Consider the following 21,834-nt stretch of genomic DNA (forward strand, 5'->3'; position numbering starts at 1 on the left):
CGTGCGTAAGAAGGAAACCATGAACCCACCCATTCTCGAACGCGATCCGTCCGACCCGCAGAAAGAGAAGAAGGAAGGCATCAACCCCCTGCTCAAGCTGGCGCTGGAGCTGGGGCCGCTGCTCGTCTTTTTCTTCGCCAATGCGCGCGGCGAGTGGCTGACGCAGAAATTTCCCGTGCTGGCCGAATTCGGCGGTCCGATCTTCGTCGCCACCGGCCTGTTCATGGCCGCGACCGCGATCGCGTTGATCGCCTCATGGCTGCTGACCCGCACCTTGCCGATCATGCCGATGGTGTCGGGCGTCGTCGTTTTCATCTTCGGCGCGCTGACGCTCTATCTGCAGGACGACATCTTCATCAAGATGAAGCCGACCATCGTCAACACGCTGTTCGGCGGCGTGCTGCTCGGCGGCCTGTATTTCGGCCGCTCGCTGCTCGGCTATGTCTTCGAGTCCGCCTTCAAACTCGATGCCGAAGGCTGGCGCAAGCTCACCTTCCGCTGGGGCCTGTTCTTCCTGTTCCTGGCCATCGTCAACGAAGTGGTCTGGCGCAATTTTTCCACCGACGCCTGGGTTACCTTCAAGGTCTGGGGCATCATGCCGATCACGCTTCTGTTCACCTTCAGCCAGATGCCGCTCATCCTGCGCCATTCGCTCGACGACAAAGCCGGCGGGGAAGAGAAAGCCGGCAAATAAGGCAGGGAATAAAGGGGAGAGCCATGGAATTCGTCACCACCCAGGAAGAGCTGCGGACGATCTACAAGACGCCGCGCCCGACCGATGGTTCGATCCGCAAGGAATTGAAGGCGCTCGACGGCCATTGCCGCTCCTTCATCGGCAAGAGCCCGTTCGTGCTGATCGGCTCGTCCGATGGCGAAGGCAATGCCGACGTAACCCCGAAAGGCGACAAGCCCGGCTTCACCGCCATTCTCGACGAAAAGACCATCGCCATCCCCGACCGACCCGGCAACAACCGGCTGGATACGCTGGAGAACATCCTGCGCAATCCCCCGGTCGGGCTGCTCTTCCTCATCCCGGGCATGAACGAGACGCTGCGCGTCAATGGCGAGGCCCGCATCACTGTGGATGCCACTTTGCGCGAGCGCCTTGCGGTTGACGGCAAGGAGCCGCAAAGCGTCATCGTCGTCGCCGTCAAGGCCGCCTACATGCATTGCGCCAAGGCCTTCATGCGCTCCGATCTGTGGAAGCCCGACAGCTGGTATGACCGCGCCACGCTGCCGACGCTCGGCCAGATCCTGCGCGACCAGCTGGCATTGGCCGATTCGGCCGAGGCGACCGACCGCTGGCTGGACGACGAGTACAAGCAGACGATGTGGTAGGGTTTTCGGCCACGATTCGCCCGGACCTATCCATCTTGCTCCATCTTCTTGCCATCTCAGGCAGCCTGCGGGCGGCCTCCACCAATTCGGCCCTGGTCGCGGCACTGGCGCTGAACGCGCCCGAGGGCTGTCGTATCACCGTCTATGACGGACTTCGCGGCCTGCCGATCTTCAACCCCGACGACGAGGGCGAGCGAACACCGGGCGAAGCCTCCGACCTGATCGACGCCGTCACCCGCGCCGACGGCGTCATCGTCTCCTGCCCCGAATATGCGCATGGCGTGCCGGGCGGACTGAAGAACGCGCTCGACTGGCTAGTCTCGCGCGACGCCGCCGTCGACAAGCCGGCCATGCTGGCCCACGCCTCGCCGCGTTCGCTGTTTGCCCGAGCCGCTTTGGCCGAGATCATGCGGACCATGTCGTTCGCGCTGCATGATGGTGGGTTGGAGATCGCCCTGCTCGGGAAGAAGCCAGCGGAGATGGAGGCCATTTTGGCTGAGCCGGAAAAGGTGCTGGCAATGCGCAATGCGCTGTCCGGTTTCGCAGATTTCATACGCTCGCCTTGATCCTTTAGCGGCCAACCATGCGACTTCGTCATTCTAGGGCGGAGCAAGGAGCGCAGCGACGCGGCGCAGACCCTAGAATCCATGCCGTGACATTTGCCAAAGAATGCAGCGGTTCAGAACAGGCACCCCGACGTGGCTAGTACACTGACCGTATCACAGACGGAAACTGCACCGCCGCGACGTTCGAAAGGCCCGGCATGGATCCTAGGGTCTCCGCGACGTCGCTTCGCGACTGCTTCGCCCTAGGATGACGAAGTGGAAAGGACTTCGCCTTCCTTCGATCTACCCCTTCCGCAAGGTCTCGACATCGGTCTTGCCGACATACCAGTCGCGGGCGTTGACTTCCTCAAAGACTACCCAGACGTCGTCATTGCCGAGTCCGGTGGCGTCCATGATGGCCGCCGTGACTTTCCTGGCGATGTCAGCCTTCTTGCCTGCCGGATCGGCGGCGATCACTTCCTTGACGATGCGGATGTTGACGAATGGCATGACGTCCTCCCATTGATTTGTGCCTGATACCATCGGCGGACTGCTTCGAACTCCGCTCCGGCGGAGCAAATAATGGCGGCTGCGGAAGCCGCGGCGAAGCGGGTGCCGCGGCTATCCGCAGAAGCGCCAACAAGGGCCGCCAGAGAAAAGTTGCGAGCAGCCTCAAAAAGTCTTGGCCCCATTCACCATCAGCCGCACCGAATAGAGCGAGGTGGTGCCGGCGATGTAGAGGCAGTTCAGCTTGGTGCCGCCGAACACGCAATTGGCGGTCACCTCCGGCACCTTGACCTTGCCGATCAGCGTGCCGTCCGGATCGTAGCAGTGGATGCCGTCGGCAGCGCTGGTCCAGATGCGTCCGTCGGCGTCGAGCCGGAACCCGTCGAACAGGCCTGATGTGCAGTCGGCGAAGACCTTGCCGCCGGAAACCTTCTTGCCGTGCTTGCCGACGTTGAACACCCGCATATGCGCCGGGTTCTCAGCGCCATGCGTGCGGCCGGTGTCGACGACATAGAGCAGGCTTTCGTCGAGCGAGAAGGCAAGCCCGTTCGGCCTGACCATGTCGGTGATCACGGCCTCGACCTCGCCCGTGTCGGGATCCACCCGGTAGACGTTGCAGGCGCCGATCTCGCTCTCGGCCTTGTCGCCCTCATAGTCGGTGTCGATGCCGTAGCTGGGGTCGGTGAACCAGACCGAGCCGTCGGATTTCACCACCGCGTCGTTGGGCGAGTTCAGCCGCTTGCCCTTCCATTTGGCGGCGATGGTGGTGACCGAGCCATCATGCTCGGTGCGGCTGACGCGGCGGCCCGAATGCTCGCAGGTGACGAGCCGGCCCTGCCGGTCGACGGTGTTGCCGTTGGAATTGCCCGAGGGCTGGCGGAACACGCTGACGCTGCCGTCGGTTTCGTCATAACGCAGCATGCGGTTGTTCGGAATGTCCGACCACACGACATAGCGGCCGGCAGCGAACCAGGCCGGCCCTTCGGCCCAGTGGCAGCCGGTGAACAGTTTCTCCACTTGCGCGCTGCCATTGAACAGGCGCGCGAAACGCGGATCGAGAATTTCGTAATAGTCTGCGGCCGCCATGCATTTCCTCCCGGCATCACGTGACGCCGGATCAAGCCAGCCCGCGATCGATCTGGCAAGACGGGGTATCAGCAATTTGTAAGACAAAACGGCGGGACGTTCCTTAGGATGCCATTAACCGGCTATGCGCGCAGTGCAATGGTGCATTGCAACATCTTCTTTTTGCAATGCACCATTACTATGTCATGCTCCGTATCGATCAAGGGAGGAAGAACCCGCCGCGAGTATGCGGCACAGAAGGAACCTTGCTATGATCTTGAATGACCTGATGACCCGCGCTCGCAGCAGCATCGCCAAGCGCAAGCACTACAACCGCCTCGTCGCCGAAATCGACAGCTTCTCCAGCCGCGACCTCGCCGACATGCGCGCCGACCGCTCGGAAATGCTCTACCAGATCCACAAGCAGATCTACGGCTGAGCCCCACCGCGTTTCGTCATCCTCGGGCTTGACCCGAGGATCCATGCCGCGACTTCAAACGAAGCATGCAGCGGCTCGGAATAGCGGTTCTATCAGCGGCGAAGAGTCCCTTATCCTGATCCGCCTTGCCTTTCACTAATATCACGGCATGGATCCCTTGGGCTGCAAAGCAGCTCCTAGGGTCTGCGCCGCGTCGCTTCGCTCCTTGCTTCGCCCTAGGATGACGAAGGCGAGCTGGAGTTGTCAGTTCGGTACGGCCAGCGCTTTTTCAATCTGTGGCAGCAAGAGATCCCTCGCCGACTCCGCCGTCAGCGGGCCGACATGCTTGTAGGCTATCTTGCCATCCTTGCCGATGACGAAGGTTTCCGGCACGCCATAGACGCCCCAGTCGATCGCCGTGCGGCCGGCTTCGTCGACGCCGATCGCCTGGAACGGATTGCCGAGGTCGCCGAGGAAGCGGCGGGCGTTTTCCGGCCGGTCCTTGTAATTCAGCGCCGCCATCGTGAACCGCTTGTCCTGCGCCAGCGCCAACAGAACCGGGTGCTCTTCCCGGCACGGCGCGCACCACGACGCAAAGACGTTGACCAGAGTGACCTTGCCGGCGAAGGCTTTCGAATCGAGCCCCGGCAGGTTTGACCCCTCCAGCGCCGGCAGACTGGTCTGCGGCGCCGGCAGGCCGATGAGCGCCGATGGCACTTCCGAGACATCGCGTCCCGACAGAAGCTGCGACAGGAACAGGCCGGCCAGGCCGAGGAAAACCAGCAGCGGCAAGAACACGAACAGGCGGCGACGCGTCGGCGTTTCGATTTCGCTGCTCACGGCTTTCCCGCCCCGGTCTTGTCGGAGCGCCGCCGCACCCCGGCCGCCTCGAGTTCGGCGAGTTCGCGCTTGCGTGCCCGCTGGTCAAGCAGGATCCAGCCGATCAGCCCGGCCAGCACGATCGCGGTGATGGCATAGGCGGCGGTGACGTAGAGTGCGTGCGGGCTCATGCCGGCCGCCTCCCTGGCATGCCGCTCGCCAACCCGGTCCGTTCGCTGCGCTCGCTCATGCCTTCCCTTAACCTCGCGCCACGGGCCGCGCAATCTGCCGCCGCGCCGCAGCCTCTGCCGCTCGCGGCCGCCTCAATCCGTGCCATGGCGCAGCGCCAGCGCCGCGGCCACGGGGCCCAGCACCGCAAGAAACAACGTCAGCGCGGCAAGAATGAGGAAAGGCTGCAGGAACGGATCGGGATTCGCCGTCGCCCCGTAGCTTGCCGAAACACCGAAGATCAACACCGGAATGGTCAGCGGCAGCACCAGCACCGAGATCAACAGCCCGCCGCGCGGCAGCGCCACCGCCACCGCGGCGCCGACGGCGCCGATGAAGGTGATGGCCGGCGTGCCGACCAGAAGCGTCAGTGCCGTGGCGCCGATGGCGACCGGTTCCATGTTCATGAACAGGCCGAGCAGGGGCGCGGCGACCACCAGCGGCAAGACGCTTCCCGCCCAATGCGCGACGCATTTCACCAGCACCGTCAGCGCCAGCATGTGCCGGTCGTGGCCGAGCACCAGCAGATCGAGCGCGCCGTCCTCGCGGTCGGCCTGGAACAGCCGGTCGAGGCCGAGCAGGCAGGCAAGCAAGGCGCCGATCCACAGGATCGCAGGGCCGATGCGGGCCAAGAGCTTGAGGTCCGGCCCGACGCCGAAGGGGATGGTGGCGATGACGGCAAGGAAGAAGATGACGCCGGTCAGCGCGCCACCGCCGGCACGGATATTGAGGCGGATGTCGCGGGCTAAGAGCGACCACATTACGATGTGGTCCCCGGTTGAAGAAGGCGTTCCGTCACGCCCCCCTCTGTCCTGCCGGACATCTCCCCCACGAGGGGGGAGATCAGCCGTCGGTTCGGCTTTCGCCAATCACTAGCGTCGCCAAGATGAGCGAGGCGCCGAAGCCACCAATCTCCCCCCTCGTGGGGGAGATGGCCGGCAGGCCAGAGGGGGGCGCCGTAGAGCACGGAAATCAATGGCCTACCCTCATTTGCAGCTCGCGCGCCCCTTCCAATCCCAGCGGCAGATGCGTCGCCGCGACAATCATCCCGCCTTCCGCGCAATGCCCGCTCATCAACCGCGCGAACCTTCCCTCCGAAGCCTTGTCCAGGCCCGCCGTCGGCTCGTCCAGCAGCCACAGCGGCCTATGGCTGACCAAAAGCTTGGCGATCGCCGCGCGGCGCCTTTGCCCGGTCGAGAGATAGCCGAACGGCAAATGACCGATGCCGCCCAGCCCGACCGTTTCCAGCGCCTCCTCGACACCGAGCCGGCCTTCGCCATGGAACTCCCGCCAGAAGCGCAAATTCTCCGCCACGCTCAGCGCCGTCTTCATTGCATTCTGATGGCCGAGATAGTGGCAGGCCGACGCGATCGACGGGAATTCGTCGCCGCCGCCTTCGAGCAGCAGGCGGCCTGCGGCTTTCGGCAGCAGCCCGGCGACCACCCTGAGCAAGGTCGATTTGCCCGAGCCGTTCGGCCCGGTGACGACCAGCGCCTGCCCCGTCTCCAGGGCAAACCCGATGCCGGAAAACACCGCCTCGCCGCCGCGCTCGCCGCCCAGATTTTCGGCGATCAGCCGCATCCCTTGCCTGTCCCTCGAACGAAGCGGCACGGCCGCTGCCGCATCGCACAAATTTGCTTTGCAACTGTCTAGAACTATTCCAGAAAATTCTCTATATGCGGGTCATCCGTGCCAGCGGTCGGCACGGGAACAGAATTAGCGCCGAACCAGCGCACGCGCCGCCTTGAACGGCTCGGGTTGCTTGGGAGCGGACAGCGGAAATGGCCGTACCCGCACCTTTGCGCGTGATTGCATGCCATCGGCGTCCGTTCCCTTTCAGGCTGAACAGACAAGGATCGCACGTGTCAAAATCCCTCGACAGTTTCAATTGCCGCCGCACGCTGAAAGCGGGCGACGCCGAGTATGTCTATTTCGACCTCGTCGAGGCCGAGAAGAACGGCCTCACCGGCATTGCCCAGCTGCCCTATTCGATGAAGGTGCTGCTGGAAAACCTGCTGCGCAACGAGGACGGCCGCTCCGTCACCAAGCAGTCTATCCAGGCGGTGGCCGGCTGGCTGACCGACAAGGGCACCGCCGGCGTCGAGATCGCCTATCGCCCGGCCCGCGTCCTGATGCAGGATTTCACCGGCGTCCCGGCCGTGGTCGATCTCGCCGCCATGCGTGACGCCATGGCTTCGCTCGGCGGCGATCCGCAGAAGATCAATCCGCTGGTCCCGGTCGACCTCGTCATCGACCATTCTGTCATCGTTGACGAGTTCGGCACGCCGATGGCCTTCGCCCGCAATGTCGAGCTCGAATATGAGCGCAACGAAGAGCGCTACAAGTTCCTGAAATGGGGCCAGCAGGCGTTCCGCAACTTCCGCGTCGTGCCGCCCGGCACCGGCATCTGTCACCAGGTCAACCTCGAATATCTCGGCCAGGTCGTGTGGACCAGCACCGAGGACGGCGAAACCACAGCCTATCCCGACACCTGCGTCGGCACCGATTCGCACACCACCATGATCAACGGCCTTGGCGTGCTCGGCTGGGGCGTCGGCGGCATCGAGGCCGAGGCGGCCATGCTCGGCCAGCCGGTTTCCATGCTGTTGCCCGAAGTCATCGGCTTCCGCCTCACCGGCAAGCTCAAGGAGGGCGTCACCGCCACCGACCTCGTGCTCACCGTCACCCAGATGCTGCGCAAGAAGGGCGTCGTCGGCAAGTTCGTCGAGTTCTTCGGGCCGGGCCTTTCCAACATGACGCTGGCCGACCGCGCCACCATCGGCAACATGGCGCCCGAATACGGCGCCACCTGCGGTTTCTTCCCGGTCGATTCGGAAACCATCCGCTACCTCACAATGTCGGGCCGCAGCGAGGACCGCATCGCTTTGGTCGAGGCCTATTCCAAGGCGCAAGGCATGTGGCGCGAGGCCGGTTCCGCCGATCCGGTGTTCACCGACCTGCTCGAACTGGAACTCGACAGCGTCGTGCCGTCCATGGCCGGCCCCAAGCGTCCGGAAGGCCGTGTCGCGCTCGAAGGCATTCCGGCCGGCTTCGCCAAGGCGATGGACACCGAGTACAAGAAGGCTGCGGAAATCTCCAAGCGCTACGCGGTTGAAGGCACCGACCATGACCTCGGCCATGGCGACGTCGTCATCGCCGCCATCACGTCGTGCACCAACACCTCGAATCCGAGCGTGCTGATCGGCGCCGGCTTGCTTGCCCGCAACGCCAACCGCCTCGGTTTGAAGCAGAAGCCGTGGGTAAAAACCTCGCTGGCCCCCGGCAGTCAGGTGGTGGCCGAATATCTGGAAAAGTCGGGCCTGCAGAAGGAGCTCGACCAGATCGGCTTCAACCTGGTGGGCTTCGGCTGCACCACCTGTATCGGCAATTCCGGCCCACTGCCGGCGCCGATCTCCAAGACCATCAACGACAAAGGCCTGATCGCCGCCGCCGTGCTCTCCGGCAACCGCAACTTCGAAGGCCGCGTCTCTCCCGACGTGCAGGCGAACTACCTCGCCTCGCCACCGCTGGTCGTGGCCCACGCGCTCGCCGGCACCGTCACCAAGGACCTGACATCAGAGCCGCTCGGCGACGACAAGAATGGCAATCCGGTTTATCTCAAGGATATCTGGCCAAGCTCGGCCGAGATCCAGGAGTTCATCGAGAAGAACGTCACCCGCGAGCTGTTCGCCCGCAAATATGCCGACGTCTTCAAGGGCGACGAGTACTGGCAGAACGTCAAGGCGCCGGAAGGCCAGACCTATGCCTGGGACAACAATTCGACCTATGTGCAGAACCCGCCCTACTTCGCCGGCATGACATCAGGTTTTGGCAAGATCAGCGACATCAAGGGAGCCCGCGTGCTCGGCCTGTTCGGCGACAAGATCACCACCGATCACATCTCGCCCGCCGGGTCGATCAAGGCCGCCTCGCCGGCCGGCAAATACCTCACCGACCATGGCGTCGGCGTCGCCGACTTCAACCAGTACGGCACGCGGCGCGGCAACCATGAGGTGATGATGCGCGGCACCTTCGCCAACATCCGCATCCGCAACCACATGCTGGGCGAGAATGGCCGCGAGGGCGGTTACACCATCCACTATCCCACGAAGGAAGAGGAATCGATCTACGACGCGGCGATGGAATACAAGAAGGAAGGCGTGCCGCTGGTCATCTTCGCCGGCGTCGAATACGGCAACGGCTCGTCGCGCGACTGGGCGGCCAAGGGCACGAACCTGCTTGGTGTCCGCGCCGTCATCGCCCAGTCCTTCGAGCGCATCCACCGCTCGAACCTGGTCGGCATGGGCGTCATCCCCTTCGTCTTCGAGGAAGGCACCTCCTGGGCCTCGCTCAACCTCAAGGGCGACGAGCTGGTCGAGATCGATGGCTTGAGCGCCATCAAGCCGCGCCAGACGATGACCGCCAAGATCACCTATGGCGACGGCACGGTGAAGAACGTGCCGATCATCTGCCGCATCGATACGCTGGATGAGCTCGACTACTTCAAGAACGGCGGCATCCTGCAATACGTGCTGCGCGATCTGGCAGCGTAGAAAGTAGGGGAGTAGGGAACTAGCTGGGGATGGGTAACCTACTCCCCTACTCCCCTACTCCCCTACTCCCCTACTCCCCTACTCCCCTACTCCCCTACTCCCCTACTCCCCTACTCCCCTACTCCCCTACTCCCCTACTCCCCCGTCCTGCGGCGATGAAGGCAAGGTTCGTCAAAGCATTGACCGGCTCGGACCAAAGTCCACGGCCGGTTCGCTCGCAATAGAGATCGACGGGGGTGAGGAGAACCTGCCACATGGGATGATGCCGCCGCCGAATCGAACCACGCCCTGAAATGCAGTGGCTTCCCCTATTGCGGCCTTACCCCACGGTTGCAGCGGTAAAATTTCACCGCAACGTGACTTCCCGTTGACTTCCCGTTCTGCCACATATTTCGGCAAAGCAGAACAAAGCCGGCATCACCGGCGGGAATTGGAATGGTCATGGCCTCGCGACGATCATTGTGGCTGGCAGCCTTCGCGCTGGCCTTCCCGGCTTTTGCCGGCGCTGGCCATGCCGGCGAGACCGAGAGGGCCCAGGCAGACAAGCCCCAGCTGGAGAAGCCGCTCGGCGTGGTTGAGCTTTTCACCAGCCAGGGCTGCAGTTCCTGTCCGCCGGCCGATGCCTTCTTCGCCGAACTTGCTGTCCAGGAAGACCTCGTCGCGCTCTCCTATCACGTCGACTATTGGGACTATCTCGGCTGGCGGGACACGCTGAGCCACAAAGAGAATACCGAGCGCCAGAACGACTATATGCGCGCCTTCGGCAGCCGCTCCGTGTACACGCCGCAAGCGGTCATCAATGGCCGTGTCCACGTCAACGGCGCCAACCGCGGCGAAGTCGACGGCGCGCTTGCACGCATGGCGCGGGGTGGCGAAGGCATGCGCGTCGCCATCAAGGTCAGCCGGACCAGCGACCGCGTGATCATAGACGCCGGCGATGCCGGGGCGGGCCCCAGCGACGCCCATGTCGTCATCGTCTATTTCGAGCCTCCGCAGACGGTCAAGATCGCCGAGGGTGAGAACTCCGGCCGCAAGATGACCTACTGGAACGCGGTGACCGGGATCCAGACCGCCGGCATGTGGCACGGCAAGGCGCAGCGCTACGAATTGCCGCTGAGCGAGATCACCAAGAAGGGCGGCTGCGCCGTGCTTCTGCAGTCGGTCGGCAAGGATGGCCTGCCAGGTCCCATCCTGGGTGCGGCTTTCATCCACAAGCCCGGATCCGAGACCTCTCTCGATCGAAAACTGTAACGTCACGCGGTTCGGCGCGGTTCCAGACGGAAACCGCTGCACATCGTCAGTGCCCGGTCAGGCGATCGGCAAAGGCCGCAAGGCGTGAGGTCCGGCCCAGGCCGTTTGCTTCACGCCGGTCGGCGATGCGATAGAGCTGGTACATGGTGTGCACACCGAGCCAGCGCAGCGGTTCCGGCTCCCATTTCTTGACCGTACGGTTGACCCAGGGCAGCCGGGTCAACTCGGTGTCGTGGCCGAGCACCAGGTCGCACAAGGTGCGGCCCGACAGGTTGGAGCTCGACACACCGAGCCCGACATAGCCGCCGGCCCAGCCGATGCCGCTTTCCCTATCGAAACCCGAAGTCGTGCACCAGTCGCGCGGCACGCCGAGCGTGCCGCACCAGGCATGGTCGAGACGCGCGCCCTTGGTCTGCGGCAACAGCCTGGTCAGCACCTCCTGCAGCTGGTCTATGGTCGCCTGCTGGGTCCGGCCCCGCACATCGGTGCGTGAACCGAAGCGGTAGGGCACGCCGCGGCCACCCATGGCGATGCGGCCTTCGCGCGTGCGCTGCGCGTAGCAATAGGTGTGGGCGGCATCGCCCAGCACCTCGTAGCCGTTCCAGCCGATCGCGTCCCAGAGCTTCTGCGGCAGCTTCTCCGTCACCACGATGGCGCTGTTGAGCGGCAGCCAGAGACGCTCATAGCCGGGAATGCCCGCCGTGAAGCCTTCGGTGGCGCGGACGATCTTCTGCGCCCGCACGATGCCCCTGGCGGTGGTGACCTTGCCCTTCTCGATCGCCAGCACCTGTGTCTGCTCGTAGATCGGCACGCCGAGCCGCACGACCGCCGCCGCCAGACCCTGGACCAGCTTGGCCGGCTGCACGCGCGCGACGTTGCGCACGACGAAAGCACCCAGCACCTTGTCGATGGCGATGCGCTGGCGCGCCTCCCGCGCGTCGAGGAAGGCCAGCCGCTCCGGCGGCATCTCCCAGCTCAGCAGCTCCTCGTATTCGGCCCTGGCGCGCTGCAATTGCGCGGCGTTGGTGGCGACGGTGATGTTGTCGACACGGCGGATATCGGCGTCGATGCCCTCGGCTTCCGTCACCGCGATCACCTCGTCGACCGTGCCGAACATGGCCCGCTGCATGTCGATCACCGCGCCGCGCGACGAGGTTTTTGCGTATTTCTCGCGCGACCAGCTGAAGCCGCCCGACAGCCAGCCGCCATTGCGGCCCGAAGCGCCGAAGCCGGCGAACTCCTTCTCGACGATGGCGATGCGCAGCGCGGGCTGCGCCTTCTTCAGATAGTAGGCGGTCCACAGGCCGGTGTAGCCGGCGCCGACGATACAGACATCGGCCTCGATGTCGCCGGGCAGGGACGGGCGATAGGCCGGCACGCCGCCGATATCGGCATACCAGAACGACACGTCGCCATTGTGCTTGGCTTGCATTTTTTGAAATCCGTTCCGAAATCAGGTGAGCGTAAGGTCGGCCTTGTCGTCATCGGCGAGCAGCTTCACGTCGGCGCCGGCGAACAGCACATCGACCTCGTCGCCGATGGCAAAACTGTCTGCTTCCAGCGTCGAGCGCACGATCGCTTTCGACCCGTCGGCCAGATCGACCTCGTATTTGGAGCCCGAACCGAGGTAGATCGCTTCGCCGATGCGCCCCGTGAGCCGGTTGCGGCCGTCACCGGCAACGCCGCGACGGGCGCGCGCCAGTTTTTCCATTGCAGAACTCGCTTTTGATTTCATTCACCCGGATGCGAGCGGTTTCCGGGCCTGTATTGATCGAGTTCGAACGCGCCGGCGGTCGGCGGGGCGATGATCCACAGCACCTCCGCCGGCGTGTCGCCGACATTGACCGTGCGATGCGGCACCGAGGTCGCGTATTCGACGCTGTCGCCTTCGTGCATGACGTGGCGCTCATCGGCGAGTGTCAGTTCAACGGTGCCCTTGAGCACCATGAACATTTCGTGCTCGCCGCTATGGGCATAGGTCTCGTCGCCGGTCGAGCCGCCCACCTCGAAATGGCCGGCATAGGCCTCGAATTGGTGGATCGGCCGCCGCGACAGGAGCATCTTGCGGCCGTACCTGCCGACCGGGACGACCGGCCGTTCCTCACGCCGCAGCACCTTGTGCAAGGGGCGGGCATTGTCCTCGAACAGATCGTTGATGCCAAGGTCTAGAGCGCCGGCGATCTTGAGCAGCGTGCCGGTGTTGGCGCCGCACAGATTGCGCTCGAGCTGGCTGATGAAGCTCGCCGTCGTGCCGGTCATGTCGGCGAGCTGCCGCAGCGAGACGCGCCGTGCCGTGCGCAACGCCTTGATGCGAGGGCCGACGCCGCCGGCCTCCGGCGCGGCCGCTACACCATCCAACTGTTTTGCCGTGGAATCCGATGCGCGTGGCATTGCTGTCTCCGTTCCACTTAACACCCTATTAAGTGAGACGGCAGATGGCAAGCAGGGTCGGCGGAATTGAGTCGCGATGTGAGGGCTGGCCGCTTCGAGCCTGCGCCGGCTTCCCACGCTCGCCACGGTCCGGAGTGAAAAAAGGTCCAAAAACGAAAAAACCGACGTCAGCTTGCTTCTGACGCCGGTCATTTAGGTTTTGGGATCGTCGCACCTGGTTTTTCCGAGGAAAAGACCGAGGTTGGTTCGATCCGACGCAGACCCGTGGGCGGGGGGCTTGGGGTTTACGAGCCGGTGCCGGACCGAACCGTCTCAGGCAACGCCGGTAAATTCGTCGGACATTGGGGCATGAGCGCGGATAAAAAAAGGCAGAAATGTGGCGAAGCATCACCAATTCCAACATGCGTTTCACAAACGTGACTGGACGCAACGGAAACGGCGCACCGCCGCCTCCGCTTCGCCGGCTCTTGCAATTGCGGTGCGAAGGGGCCAACTTTGGTTGGCAAAGATTCATTTCGAGGGATCGAGGCATGACTGATGACGGCGGCGGGATGGGGGATGGAGACGCATCCGCAATATTGATCCCGCTACACGAGGCGCGACGAGAACGCCTCGACCAGCCGGTCCGCTTCGATCGGCGTGAACTGGATCTGATCCTGAGGCTCTACGGACGCATGGTCGCCGCCAATGAATGGCGCGACTACGCCATCGATCATCTCACCGACCGCGCCGTCTTTTCCGTCTTTCGCCGCGCCAGCGAAGTGCCGCTGTTCCAGATCGTCAAGGATCCGAAACTGGCACGCAAACAGGGCGCCTTCGCCGTCATCGCGGCGGGCGGCCGTATCCTCAAACGCGGCCAGGAGCTTGGCCGCGTGCTTGGCGTCTTCGATCCGAAGCTGAAGGTGGTCGAGGCGTGAAGGGGAACTGAGGAATTGAAGAAATGAGGAATTGGAGAAAGAGCGCTAAGCGCCTGACATTTCTCCAGTTCTTCAATTCCTCAATTCTTCAATTCCCATTCTTCTCATTTCCCTCCGAGCCTGAACCTCCGCTCCGGCAGCGAATCCGGATCGGGCGCGACCAATGCCCCGCCGTTCAGCGATAGCTGCATGAACACCGTGTCCAGCCAGCGCCCATGCTTATAGCCGGAGCCTTCGAGGCGGCCGGAATGGCGAAAGCCGAGCTTCTCGTGCAACCTGACCGAGGCGCTGTCGGCGCGGCCGTCGCCGATCACCGCGACGATCTGGCGAAAGCCCGCCCCCTCGACCGCGGCGACCAGGCTTTGCATCAGCTTGAGACCGACGCCCTGGCCCTTGGCGTCAGGCGCGACATAGACCGAATCCTCGACGATGAAGCGATAGGCCGGGCGCGGCCGGAAGGGGCCGGCATAGGCATAGCCGAGAACGGCGCCGTCCTTCTCCGCCACCAGATAGGGAAAGCCGCCGGCCGCGAGCGTGGCGAATCGCGTCCCCATCTCGGCACGGCTGGGCGGCTCCAGTTCATAGCTCGCCGTGCCGTTGGCGACGGCGTCGGCATAGATTTCGGTGATGGTGTCGAGGTCGGCCGGGGTCGCCGGCCTGATCACGATGTTGCTCATTCTTTATGCAAACCTCTTTTGTGCCTCCAACAACAGCAGAGGCCCGCACAAAAGAAAAGGGCGGCCATTGGGCCGCCCTTGCGAAAGTTGATGGTCCAATACCCTTAGCGGCGGTCGCCCATGAACTGGAGCAGGAACATGAACAGGTTGATGAAGTCGAGGTAGAGCGACAGCGCGCCCATGATCGCCTTGCGGCCGGCGACATCGGAAGCGTCGCCTTCGAAATACATCTCCTTGATCTTCTGCGTGTCGTAGGCGGTGAGGCCGGCGAACACCAGCACGCCGATCGCCGATACGGCGAAGGTGAGCGCCGACGACTGCAGGAAGATGTTGATCACCGAGGCGATGATGATGCCGAACACGCCCATGATCAGGAACGAGCCCATCGCCGACAGGTCGCGCTTGGTGGTGTAGCCGAACAGCGACAGCGCCCCGAAAGCGGCGGCGGTGGCGAAGAAGGTCTGCGAGATGCTTGCCGTGGTGTATACCAGGAAGATCGAAGACAGCGACAGGCCGACCAGGCCGGCATAGACCCAGAAGGTCGTCTGCGCGGCGGCGACGCTCATCGACCGGATCCTGAACGACAGGAAGAACACGGCGGCCAGCGGGGCCAGCATGACAACCCAGCGCAGCGGCGAACCGAAGATCGCGTAGCCGAACGAGGTCAGCATCTCGCCGCTCGGCAGCGTCGCGACGGCCGAGGCCGGGTCGGTGGTGGTGGCCAGCATGATCGTGCCGATGGCGGCGAGGCCGGTGATGAGCAGACCGAGCCCCATCAGATTGTAGACCTTGATCATATACGCGCGCAGACCCTGGTCGATGTCGGCACGGACGCCGGGCACCGCCGACGTCTGATAATTGCGAATGGGATCAGCCATTGGAAATCCTCTGTTGCTTCTGCCCCGTCCGGTGTCGGGCCTCTTGCGGACCCAGGCGCCGCTGGCGGGGCTCCAGCATGCCTGCGCGGAATATGATGGTTCTTGGCGTCAAGAACAAGTCCGTAACCTGTTGTAACGGTTCGTGACAGGCTAAAATGCCGCTTCGCCGGCCGTTTCGGACGGTATTCTTACCAAGATTTAACCCGGGGCAGGCGCGCCGGACCGGCGAATCAGAGGTTGCGCAGCACGGGCGCCGCCTTGTGGCCGAGCACCCGCCAGGTGCCGGCAAGGCCGATGCCGACCGTGATCACCAGCGAAAAGGCGATCGTGGCGACCGCGACCTCCGGCATGAAATGCGACGGCAAGGCCATGATGCGCGCGACGATGTACCAGGCGGCTGCACCGCCGGCGGCGAGCGCGAAGATGGCGGTGGCGAGCCCGATCAGCATGTATTCCAGCGAGAAGGCCGATATCAGCGTCGTGCGCGTCGCGCCGAGCGTTTTCAGCACCACTGCGTCGTGGATGCGCGCCCGGTTGCCGGCGGCAAGCGCGCCGGCAAGCACCAGAACCGAGGCGATCAGCGCCACGCCGGCCGCCGCCCGGATCGCCGTGCCGAGCTGGCCGACCAGCCGGTTGACGATGTCGAGCGCGTCCTTGACCCGCACCGTCGTCACGGCCGGAAAAGCGCGGGTGACGGCGTTGAGGACGCGCGCGTCATCGGCCGTCGACGCGCTCTTTTCTGTGAGCGTCGCTATCCAGCCATGTGGGGCGCCCGCGAATGTGTTGGGCGAAAACACCATGACGAAGTTGATGCCCATCGTCTCCCATTCGACCTGGCGGAAATTGGCGATCCGGGCCGTGACGTTGCGGCCAAGCACATTGACGGTGACGGTGTCGCCGAGCTTCAGCCCGATTTCCTTGCCTTCCTTGTCGGAAAACGAAACCAGCGGCTCGCCGGCATAATTGTCCGGCCACCATTTGCCCTCGGTCAGCGTCGTGTTTTCCGGCTGCCTGGCGTCATAGGTCAAGCCGCGATCGCCCTTCAGCACCCAGGCGCCCTCGGCCGGCACCTTGACCTTGTCGACATCGACGCCGTTGAGCGCCATCACCCGGCCACGCAGCATCGGCACCCTGGCCAGCGCTCCCCGCGGCGCCTCCTTTGCGATCAGCGCGGAGAAGGCATCGACCTCGCTGCCCTGGATGTCGACGAAGAAGAAGTTGGGCGCCCGCGCCGGCAGGTTGCCGGAGATCTGGCGCCTGAGATTCCCGTCGATCAGCGCCAGCGTCACCAGGAGTGTCAGCCCAAGCCCCAGCGACAGCACCACGGACGGCGTCAGCGCACCGGGCCGGTGGATGTTGCCGATGGCGAGCCTGAGCGCGACAAAGCGCACGCGCGGACTTTTCCTGGCCGCCCATTGCACCAGCGCGCCGACGAGACGCAGCACCAGGAAAGCAAAAATCGTGGCGCCGACGAAGATCGAGGCGATGCGCTGGTCGCCCGAAAACAGGATCGCCAGCGCCGCCAGGAAAAGCGCGATGCCGAGCGCGCAGACGACATAGACGGCGCGCGGCAGGCCACGGCCTTCCAGCCCCATCTCCCGGAACAGCGCGGTCGCCGGCACATCACGGGCGCGGCCGAGCGGCAGCAGCGCGAAAGCGAGCGTCACCAGCAGGCCGAACAGAGCCGCCATGGCGAGCGCGCCGGGATAGAAGCCGCCTTGCGCCGGCACCGGAATGACGGACTGCAGGGCCGCACTTGCGGCAAAGGGCATCAGCGCGCCCAGCACCAGGCCGGCGCCGATGCCGATCAGGGCGATGATCAGGATCTGCACGAGGTAGACGGCAAAGACGAAGCCGCCGGATGCCCCCAGGCTCTTGAAAGTGGCGATGACGCCGCGCTTGCCGTCGAGATAGGCACGCACCGCGTTGGCGACGCCGACGCCGCCGACCACCAGCGCGGTGAGCCCGACCAGCGTCAGGAACTGCGAGAAGCGTTCGATGTTGGAAGACAACGCCGGGGCGGCATTGCCGCGCGTGCGGATCGACCAGCCGGCCTCCGGAAAATCCCTGGCCGCCTGGTCCTGGATGGCCTTGAGCCGCGCCTCGTCGGCATCGGCGGGCAGCCGGACCTTGTAGGCATTCTCGACCAGGCTGCCCGGCTGGATCAGCCCTGTGGCGGTCAGGCCCTCTGTCGAGATCATCAGCCTTGGCGCGAAGCCGAAGCCGTCGGAGACCGCGTCGGGCTCGGTCACCAGCCTGGCGCGCAGTTCGAAGATGGCGGTGCCGAGCTTCAGCCGGTCGCCGATCTTGAGATGCAGCCGTTCGAACAGAAGGTCGGGTGCCGCAGCGCCGAAAACGCCGAACTGCCCGCCGAACAGTTCCTGCTTCGTCAGCGCCGGTTCGGTTTCCAGCGCGCCATAGAGCGGATAGGCATCGTCGACCGCCTTGGCCTCGACCAGCGCCTGGTCGGATCCGTCGGCCAGCCGCGCCATCGAGCGCATGCCGGCGGTGTGCGAAACGACGCCCAGCCCGTCGAGAAAGCCAAGTTCGGCCTGGCTGGCGTCGCGCTGGTTGATCTGGAAGCGAAGGTCGCCGCCAAGCAGCGTCTGGCCCTGATCGGCGACACCGGCGGTGATGGAGCGGGCCACCGAATTGACGCCGCCGATGGCCGCGACGCCGAGTGCTATGCAGGCGAGGAAGATGAGAAACCCGGACAGGCCGCCGCGCATCTCGCGCAGCGAGAAACGGATGGCGAGCTTCAATGTCCGCGCCAGCGGCATCAGGCAATGACCTTGATCGGCGCCGGCGCTTCGATCCTGCCGGAGCGCATCGACACCTGGCGCGAACAGCGCGCCGCGAGCGCCGGATCATGGGTGACCAGCACCAGCGTCATGCCGCGCTCGGCCGCCTTGGCAAACAGCAGGTCGGCGACCTGCCGCCCCGTCGCCTGGTCGAGATTGCCGGTCGGCTCGTCGGCGATCAGGATGCGCGGCGACGGCGCCAGCGCCCGCGCGATCGCCACGCGCTGCTGCTCGCCACCGGAGAGCTCGCCGGGGTAGTGGGTGACGCGGTCGCTGAGGCCCACGGCCGCCAGTTCCCGCTCCGCCACCGAAAACGGATCCGCGTGGCCGGCCAATTCCAGCGGCACCGCGACATTTTCGAGCGCCGTCATGTTGGGGATAAGGTGGAAGGACTGAAACACGATGCCAATGTTTCGGCCACGAAACGAAGCGATTTGATCCTCGGTCTTGCCGTTGAGCAGTTCGCGGGCGATTCGTACCGTACCCGAATCGACCCGCTCCAGCCCTGCCAGAACCATCAGCAATGTGGACTTGCCGGACCCCGACGGGCCGACGATACCAGTCGCCTCGCCGCGCGCCACCTCGAGGCTGACGCCCTTCAGCACATGGACGGACGAAGCGCCTTCGCCGAGTGTCAGGGATACATCTTTCAGCGCGATGACGGCTTCTGTCAAAATGAAAGCGTCCTATATGGGGAGGGAGGCTCTGCCTGTCGCAAGCCATCGCCGGAAGAATTCTCTGTCATATGGGGCTTGCCGCATGTCTTTCAAACGCCGCTTTGCCGCAGGCCTGATCGTTTTCCTCGCCATTTGCGGCGCCATTTCGTCGGCGCGCGCCGAGCCATTCAAGATCGTCGGCTTCGGTGACAGCCTGATGGCGGGGTTCGGTCTTGGCCCGGGCCAGGGTTTTACAGACAAATTGCAGGCCGCCCTTCGCGCCAGGGGCCACGACGTCACCGTCGCCGATGCCGGCGTCTCCGGCGACACCTCCAGCGGCGGCCTGGCGCGGCTCGACTGGTCGGTGCCCGACGGCACGCAACTGGTGATCCTCGAACTCGGTGCCAACGACATGCTGCGCGGCGTTTCGCCCGACATCACCCGGAAGAACCTTGACGCCATGCTGGGCAAGCTCAAGGAGCGCAAGATCGCCGTGCTCCTGGCCGGCATGCGCGCCGCGCCCAATCTCGGCGCCGACTACCAGAACGCCTTCGACGCCATCTTTCCGGACCTGGCCGGCAAATACGCTGTGCCGCTCTACCCGTTCTTCCTCGAGGGCGTCGCCGGCCAGCCCACCCTGCAGCTCGAGGATGGGCTGCATCCGAACGCCGGGGGTGTCGACCTGATGGTCGAGCGCATCCTGCCGACGGTCGAGAAGGCCATCGCCGCGGCCCCGGGAGGGTCGTGAGGCCGCCAGGAATCGCTTTCCGTTAGGGAAGTTTTTAGCAATGACTGTGACCAATAAACCTCTTGCTCGATCAGGCTATCGATGATTCGCTACAGGTGACAGTTCGATTCGAGGAAGGGAGGCTCTTCATGCCGCGTCTTTTCACCGCCCTCGAAATTCCGCGTGATGCTGCCCTTTCGCTGTCCCTGCTCCGGGGCGGCCTGCCCGGGGCCCGCTGGATCGACGTTGAAAACTACCATCTGACGCTGCGCTTCATCGGCGATGTCGAGGGTCATGTCGCCGACGAGATCGCCAACGCGCTGGACCGGGTGCACCGCCCGTCCTTCTCGCTGACGCTGTCGGGTGTCGGCGCTTTCGGCCAGAAGAAGCCGCACGCCGTGTGGGCCGGCGTCGCCCCATCACCGGATCTGAGCGCCCTGCAGGGCGAGATCGACCGCATCTGCCAGCGGCTCGGCTTGGCCGCCGATCCGCGCAAGTTCACTCCGCACATCACCCTGGCGAGGCTGCGCAATTCGAGCCCGCTCGACGTCGCCCAATATCTGTCGGCGCGCGGCAATTTCTCGACGCTGCCCTTCCGCATCGGCCGCTTCGTGCTGATGTCGTCGCGCGATTCGGTCGGCGGCGGCCCCTATATCGTCGAGGAAGCCTGGCCGCTGTCAGGCGTCGATACCCGCGCCGCCAGCCGTGTCGCCAGCGCCTCGGACGCCTCGCGGATCATGCGGTAGACCGAAGCAAACGCTTCCTGGTCCTCATAATAGGGATCCGGCACATCGCGCGGCTCTCCCTCGGCGAATTCCAGAAACAGGTGGACGCGGTCGCGCACCGCCGCCGGCGCCAGCGCCTTCAGATCGGCGACGTTGGACCGGTCCATGCCGAGGATCAGGTCGAAGCGGTGAAAATCCGCCGGTGTGATCCTGCGCGCCCGCTGCCGCGAGATGTCGATACCCTGGCGCACCGCGACCGCGATCGATCGCGGATCCGGGGCGGAGCCGACCTCCCAGCCGCTGGTGGCGGCCGAGTCGAGCACCATATCCCCGCCGTATCCGCGCTCCGCCAGCACGGCGCGAAGGACGCCTTCGGCCAGAGGCGACCGGCAGATGTTGCCGAGGCAGACGAAAAGAATGGAATTTATGGGCTTTGCGATCATGGATCCGGCGCTATGGTGGCGACTTCAGCGCATGCGCAATAGCACGGGAAGCGGACATGACGAGAGAGAAACTGGGTAGGGAAGCCGCCGAAGCAGCGCTGACTGGACTTGACGGCTGGGCGCTGGCACAGGACGGCGCCTCGATCGGCCGCACCTTTACCTTCAATAATTTCTCCGAGGCCTTCGCCTTCATGACCCGCGTCGCGCTCGCCGCCGAGAAGATGGACCATCATCCCGACTGGTCGAATGTCTACAAGACGGTCGACGTGACCTTGAACACGCATGACGCCGGCGGCGTGACGGCGCTCGATATCGAGCTGGCCAAGAAGATGAACCGCTATTTCGGCGGCTGAACACCGGCTGTCCATGCTCTGGGCCGGGCGCGGACCCGCCAAATCGGCGCCCGCATCTTGCAGCCGGGTTCGGCTTTCACCACATTTTGATCCGCGAGCATGCGCCAGTCCGCGCATGGGACCCGCAAGGAGAGATTGATGGCGCAACAACCCGGTTTTGACTTTTTCGGCTTTGGCGACAGGCTGGGCGGCGAGGGCGAAGTGCGCGAAAAGTTCTGGCGCACGGCCAAGAAGGCCGCGCGGCAGATACCGTTCATGGAAGACGTCGTCGCCGCCTATTACTGCGCCATGGACAAGAACACGCCGCTGCGCGCCAAGGGCATATTGGTGGCCGCGCTCGGCTATTTCGTCCTGCCGGTCGACCTCATCCCCGACTTCATCTTCGGTCTCGGCTTCACCGATGACATCGCCGTGCTGACCGCCGCGATCACCGCCGTCAGCGCCCATATCACGCCCGCGCACCGGCAGGCCGCCAAGGACGCCATCGCCGACAAGGGCTGAAGTCCCGCCGCGTCGGCCCGGCTTCTGGATCGGGCGTTCAG

General features: G+C 64.5%; 25 protein-coding genes. 11 read left to right on the top strand and 14 right to left on the bottom strand.

Annotated features, from left to right (window positions below; translation table 11 throughout):
- The first annotated feature begins 19 nt into the window (after positions 1-19).
- The 3 genes from EN851_RS21385 to EN851_RS21395 are packed head-to-tail and all read left to right on the top strand — an operon-like array spanning position 20 to position 1,904.
- A complete protein-coding gene (locus EN851_RS21385; RefSeq protein ID WP_127872812.1) occupies positions 20-694 on the top strand; it encodes a septation protein A in 675 nt (224 codons plus the stop codon).
- Positions 695-717: 23 nt separating this feature from the next.
- Positions 718-1,338: a pyridoxamine 5'-phosphate oxidase family protein gene (locus tag EN851_RS21390; RefSeq protein WP_135929995.1), complete on the top strand. Its 621-nt coding sequence runs from the start codon at positions 718-720 to the stop codon at positions 1,336-1,338.
- Between the two features lie 35 nt (positions 1,339-1,373).
- Positions 1,374-1,904 (top strand): NADPH-dependent FMN reductase, encoded by a 531-nt coding sequence (locus EN851_RS21395; protein WP_135883789.1) that lies wholly within the window; start codon positions 1,374-1,376, stop codon positions 1,902-1,904.
- A gap of 282 nt (positions 1,905-2,186) precedes the next feature.
- Here the strand turns inward: EN851_RS21395 and EN851_RS21400 are convergent, their stop codons facing one another.
- Both EN851_RS21400 and EN851_RS21405 read right to left on the bottom strand, forming a co-directional pair.
- Entirely contained in the window at positions 2,187-2,393 is a 207-nt protein-coding gene (locus EN851_RS21400; protein WP_127280266.1) for a 4-oxalocrotonate tautomerase family protein, read from the bottom strand.
- A 162-nt stretch (positions 2,394-2,555) separates the two neighbouring features.
- Positions 2,556-3,476 carry an SMP-30/gluconolactonase/LRE family protein gene (locus tag EN851_RS21405; RefSeq protein WP_135929996.1) on the bottom strand — a complete coding sequence of 307 codons (921 nt, stop codon included), beginning with the start codon at positions 3,474-3,476 and terminating at the stop codon, positions 2,556-2,558.
- Positions 3,477-3,726: 250 nt separating this feature from the next.
- Between EN851_RS21405 and EN851_RS21410 the strand changes: the two genes are divergently transcribed.
- On the top strand, positions 3,727-3,894 hold the full coding sequence (locus tag EN851_RS21410; protein WP_127280268.1) for a hypothetical protein: 168 nt from the start codon (positions 3,727-3,729) through the stop codon (positions 3,892-3,894).
- A gap of 243 nt (positions 3,895-4,137) precedes the next feature.
- Here the strand turns inward: EN851_RS21410 and EN851_RS21415 are convergent, their stop codons facing one another.
- From EN851_RS21415 to ccmA, 4 genes are all read right to left on the bottom strand, one after another.
- Positions 4,138-4,713, bottom strand: a complete 576-nt coding sequence (locus EN851_RS21415; protein WP_127872808.1) for a DsbE family thiol:disulfide interchange protein — start codon at positions 4,711-4,713, stop codon at positions 4,138-4,140.
- Positions 4,710-4,883, bottom strand: a complete 174-nt coding sequence (gene ccmD / locus EN851_RS21420; protein WP_127280270.1) for a heme exporter protein CcmD — start codon at positions 4,881-4,883, stop codon at positions 4,710-4,712. Before ccmD ends, EN851_RS21415 begins: the two co-directional genes overlap by 4 nt.
- Before the next feature lie 132 nt (positions 4,884-5,015).
- Positions 5,016-5,681, bottom strand: coding sequence for a heme exporter protein CcmB (gene ccmB / locus EN851_RS21425; RefSeq protein WP_127872807.1), 666 nt, complete (start codon positions 5,679-5,681; stop codon positions 5,016-5,018).
- A gap of 211 nt (positions 5,682-5,892) precedes the next feature.
- Complete coding sequence (ccmA, locus tag EN851_RS21435; RefSeq protein ID WP_135930052.1) at positions 5,893-6,501, bottom strand: heme ABC exporter ATP-binding protein CcmA; 609 nt, start codon at positions 6,499-6,501, stop codon at positions 5,893-5,895.
- 281 nt (positions 6,502-6,782) lie between these two features.
- Between ccmA and acnA the strand changes: the two genes are divergently transcribed.
- Positions 6,783-9,473, top strand: coding sequence for an aconitate hydratase AcnA (gene acnA, locus EN851_RS21440; RefSeq protein ID WP_135929997.1), 2,691 nt, complete (start codon positions 6,783-6,785; stop codon positions 9,471-9,473).
- 435 nt (positions 9,474-9,908) lie between these two features.
- Complete coding sequence (locus tag EN851_RS21450) at positions 9,909-10,724, top strand: thioredoxin family protein (RefSeq protein WP_127279203.1); 816 nt, start codon at positions 9,909-9,911, stop codon at positions 10,722-10,724.
- A gap of 46 nt (positions 10,725-10,770) precedes the next feature.
- Here EN851_RS21450 and EN851_RS21455 read toward each other — a convergent pair whose 3' ends face one another.
- Genes EN851_RS21455 through EN851_RS21465 form a run of 3 tightly spaced genes read right to left on the bottom strand, consistent with a single transcriptional unit; the run spans position 10,771 to position 13,115 of the window.
- Complete coding sequence (locus EN851_RS21455; RefSeq protein ID WP_135916563.1) at positions 10,771-12,156, bottom strand: FAD-binding oxidoreductase; 1,386 nt, start codon at positions 12,154-12,156, stop codon at positions 10,771-10,773.
- A 21-nt stretch (positions 12,157-12,177) separates the two neighbouring features.
- Complete coding sequence (locus tag EN851_RS21460; RefSeq protein WP_245520784.1) at positions 12,178-12,435, bottom strand: TOBE domain-containing protein; 258 nt, start codon at positions 12,433-12,435, stop codon at positions 12,178-12,180.
- Between the two features lie 20 nt (positions 12,436-12,455).
- The gene (locus tag EN851_RS21465; RefSeq protein ID WP_135929999.1) at positions 12,456-13,115 is read right to left on the bottom strand and encodes an XRE family transcriptional regulator; all 660 of its coding nucleotides are present in this window, start codon (positions 13,113-13,115) and stop codon (positions 12,456-12,458) included.
- A 530-nt stretch (positions 13,116-13,645) separates the two neighbouring features.
- On the opposite strand from EN851_RS21465, the gene EN851_RS21470 reads away from it, so the two are divergent.
- Complete coding sequence (locus tag EN851_RS21470; RefSeq protein WP_127279199.1) at positions 13,646-14,032, top strand: DUF2794 domain-containing protein; 387 nt, start codon at positions 13,646-13,648, stop codon at positions 14,030-14,032.
- Positions 14,033-14,136: 104 nt separating this feature from the next.
- Here EN851_RS21470 and EN851_RS21475 read toward each other — a convergent pair whose 3' ends face one another.
- The 4 genes from EN851_RS21475 to EN851_RS21490 form a co-directional block, all read right to left on the bottom strand.
- Positions 14,137-14,709, bottom strand: coding sequence for a GNAT family N-acetyltransferase (locus tag EN851_RS21475; protein WP_135883783.1), 573 nt, complete (start codon positions 14,707-14,709; stop codon positions 14,137-14,139).
- A 104-nt stretch (positions 14,710-14,813) separates the two neighbouring features.
- Complete coding sequence (locus tag EN851_RS21480; RefSeq protein ID WP_127872799.1) at positions 14,814-15,587, bottom strand: Bax inhibitor-1/YccA family protein; 774 nt, start codon at positions 15,585-15,587, stop codon at positions 14,814-14,816.
- A gap of 230 nt (positions 15,588-15,817) precedes the next feature.
- Positions 15,818-18,367 carry an ABC transporter permease gene (locus tag EN851_RS21485; RefSeq protein ID WP_135930000.1) on the bottom strand — a complete coding sequence of 850 codons (2,550 nt, stop codon included), beginning with the start codon at positions 18,365-18,367 and terminating at the stop codon, positions 15,818-15,820.
- Complete coding sequence (locus EN851_RS21490; RefSeq protein WP_135930001.1) at positions 18,367-19,062, bottom strand: ABC transporter ATP-binding protein; 696 nt, start codon at positions 19,060-19,062, stop codon at positions 18,367-18,369. Before EN851_RS21490 ends, EN851_RS21485 begins: the two co-directional genes overlap by 1 nt.
- An 85-nt stretch (positions 19,063-19,147) precedes the next feature.
- Here EN851_RS21490 and EN851_RS21495 point away from each other — a divergent pair, with 85 nt between their 5' ends.
- Together EN851_RS21495 and thpR are read left to right on the top strand one after the other, a co-directional pair.
- The gene (locus EN851_RS21495) at positions 19,148-19,792 is read left to right on the top strand and encodes an arylesterase (protein ID WP_135930002.1); all 645 of its coding nucleotides are present in this window, start codon (positions 19,148-19,150) and stop codon (positions 19,790-19,792) included.
- Positions 19,793-19,920: 128 nt separating this feature from the next.
- The gene (gene thpR / locus EN851_RS21500; protein ID WP_135883779.1) at positions 19,921-20,517 is read left to right on the top strand and encodes an RNA 2',3'-cyclic phosphodiesterase; all 597 of its coding nucleotides are present in this window, start codon (positions 19,921-19,923) and stop codon (positions 20,515-20,517) included.
- Here thpR and EN851_RS21505 read toward each other — a convergent pair.
- Entirely contained in the window at positions 20,421-20,939 is a 519-nt protein-coding gene (locus tag EN851_RS21505; RefSeq protein WP_135930003.1) for a low molecular weight protein-tyrosine-phosphatase, read from the bottom strand. The genes thpR and EN851_RS21505 overlap by 97 nt on opposite strands.
- 56 nt (positions 20,940-20,995) lie before the next feature.
- Here EN851_RS21505 and EN851_RS21510 point away from each other — a divergent pair, with 56 nt between their 5' ends.
- Positions 20,996-21,292, top strand: a complete 297-nt coding sequence (locus tag EN851_RS21510) for a 4a-hydroxytetrahydrobiopterin dehydratase (protein WP_127278703.1) — start codon at positions 20,996-20,998, stop codon at positions 21,290-21,292.
- Positions 21,293-21,430: 138 nt separating this feature from the next.
- Positions 21,431-21,793, top strand: a complete 363-nt coding sequence (locus EN851_RS21515; RefSeq protein ID WP_127278702.1) for a YkvA family protein — start codon at positions 21,431-21,433, stop codon at positions 21,791-21,793.
- The last annotated feature ends 41 nt before the right edge of the window (positions 21,794-21,834 follow it).

Source organism: Mesorhizobium sp. M8A.F.Ca.ET.208.01.1.1, from assembly GCF_004791315.1.
Classification (GTDB): domain Bacteria; phylum Pseudomonadota; class Alphaproteobacteria; order Rhizobiales; family Rhizobiaceae; genus Mesorhizobium.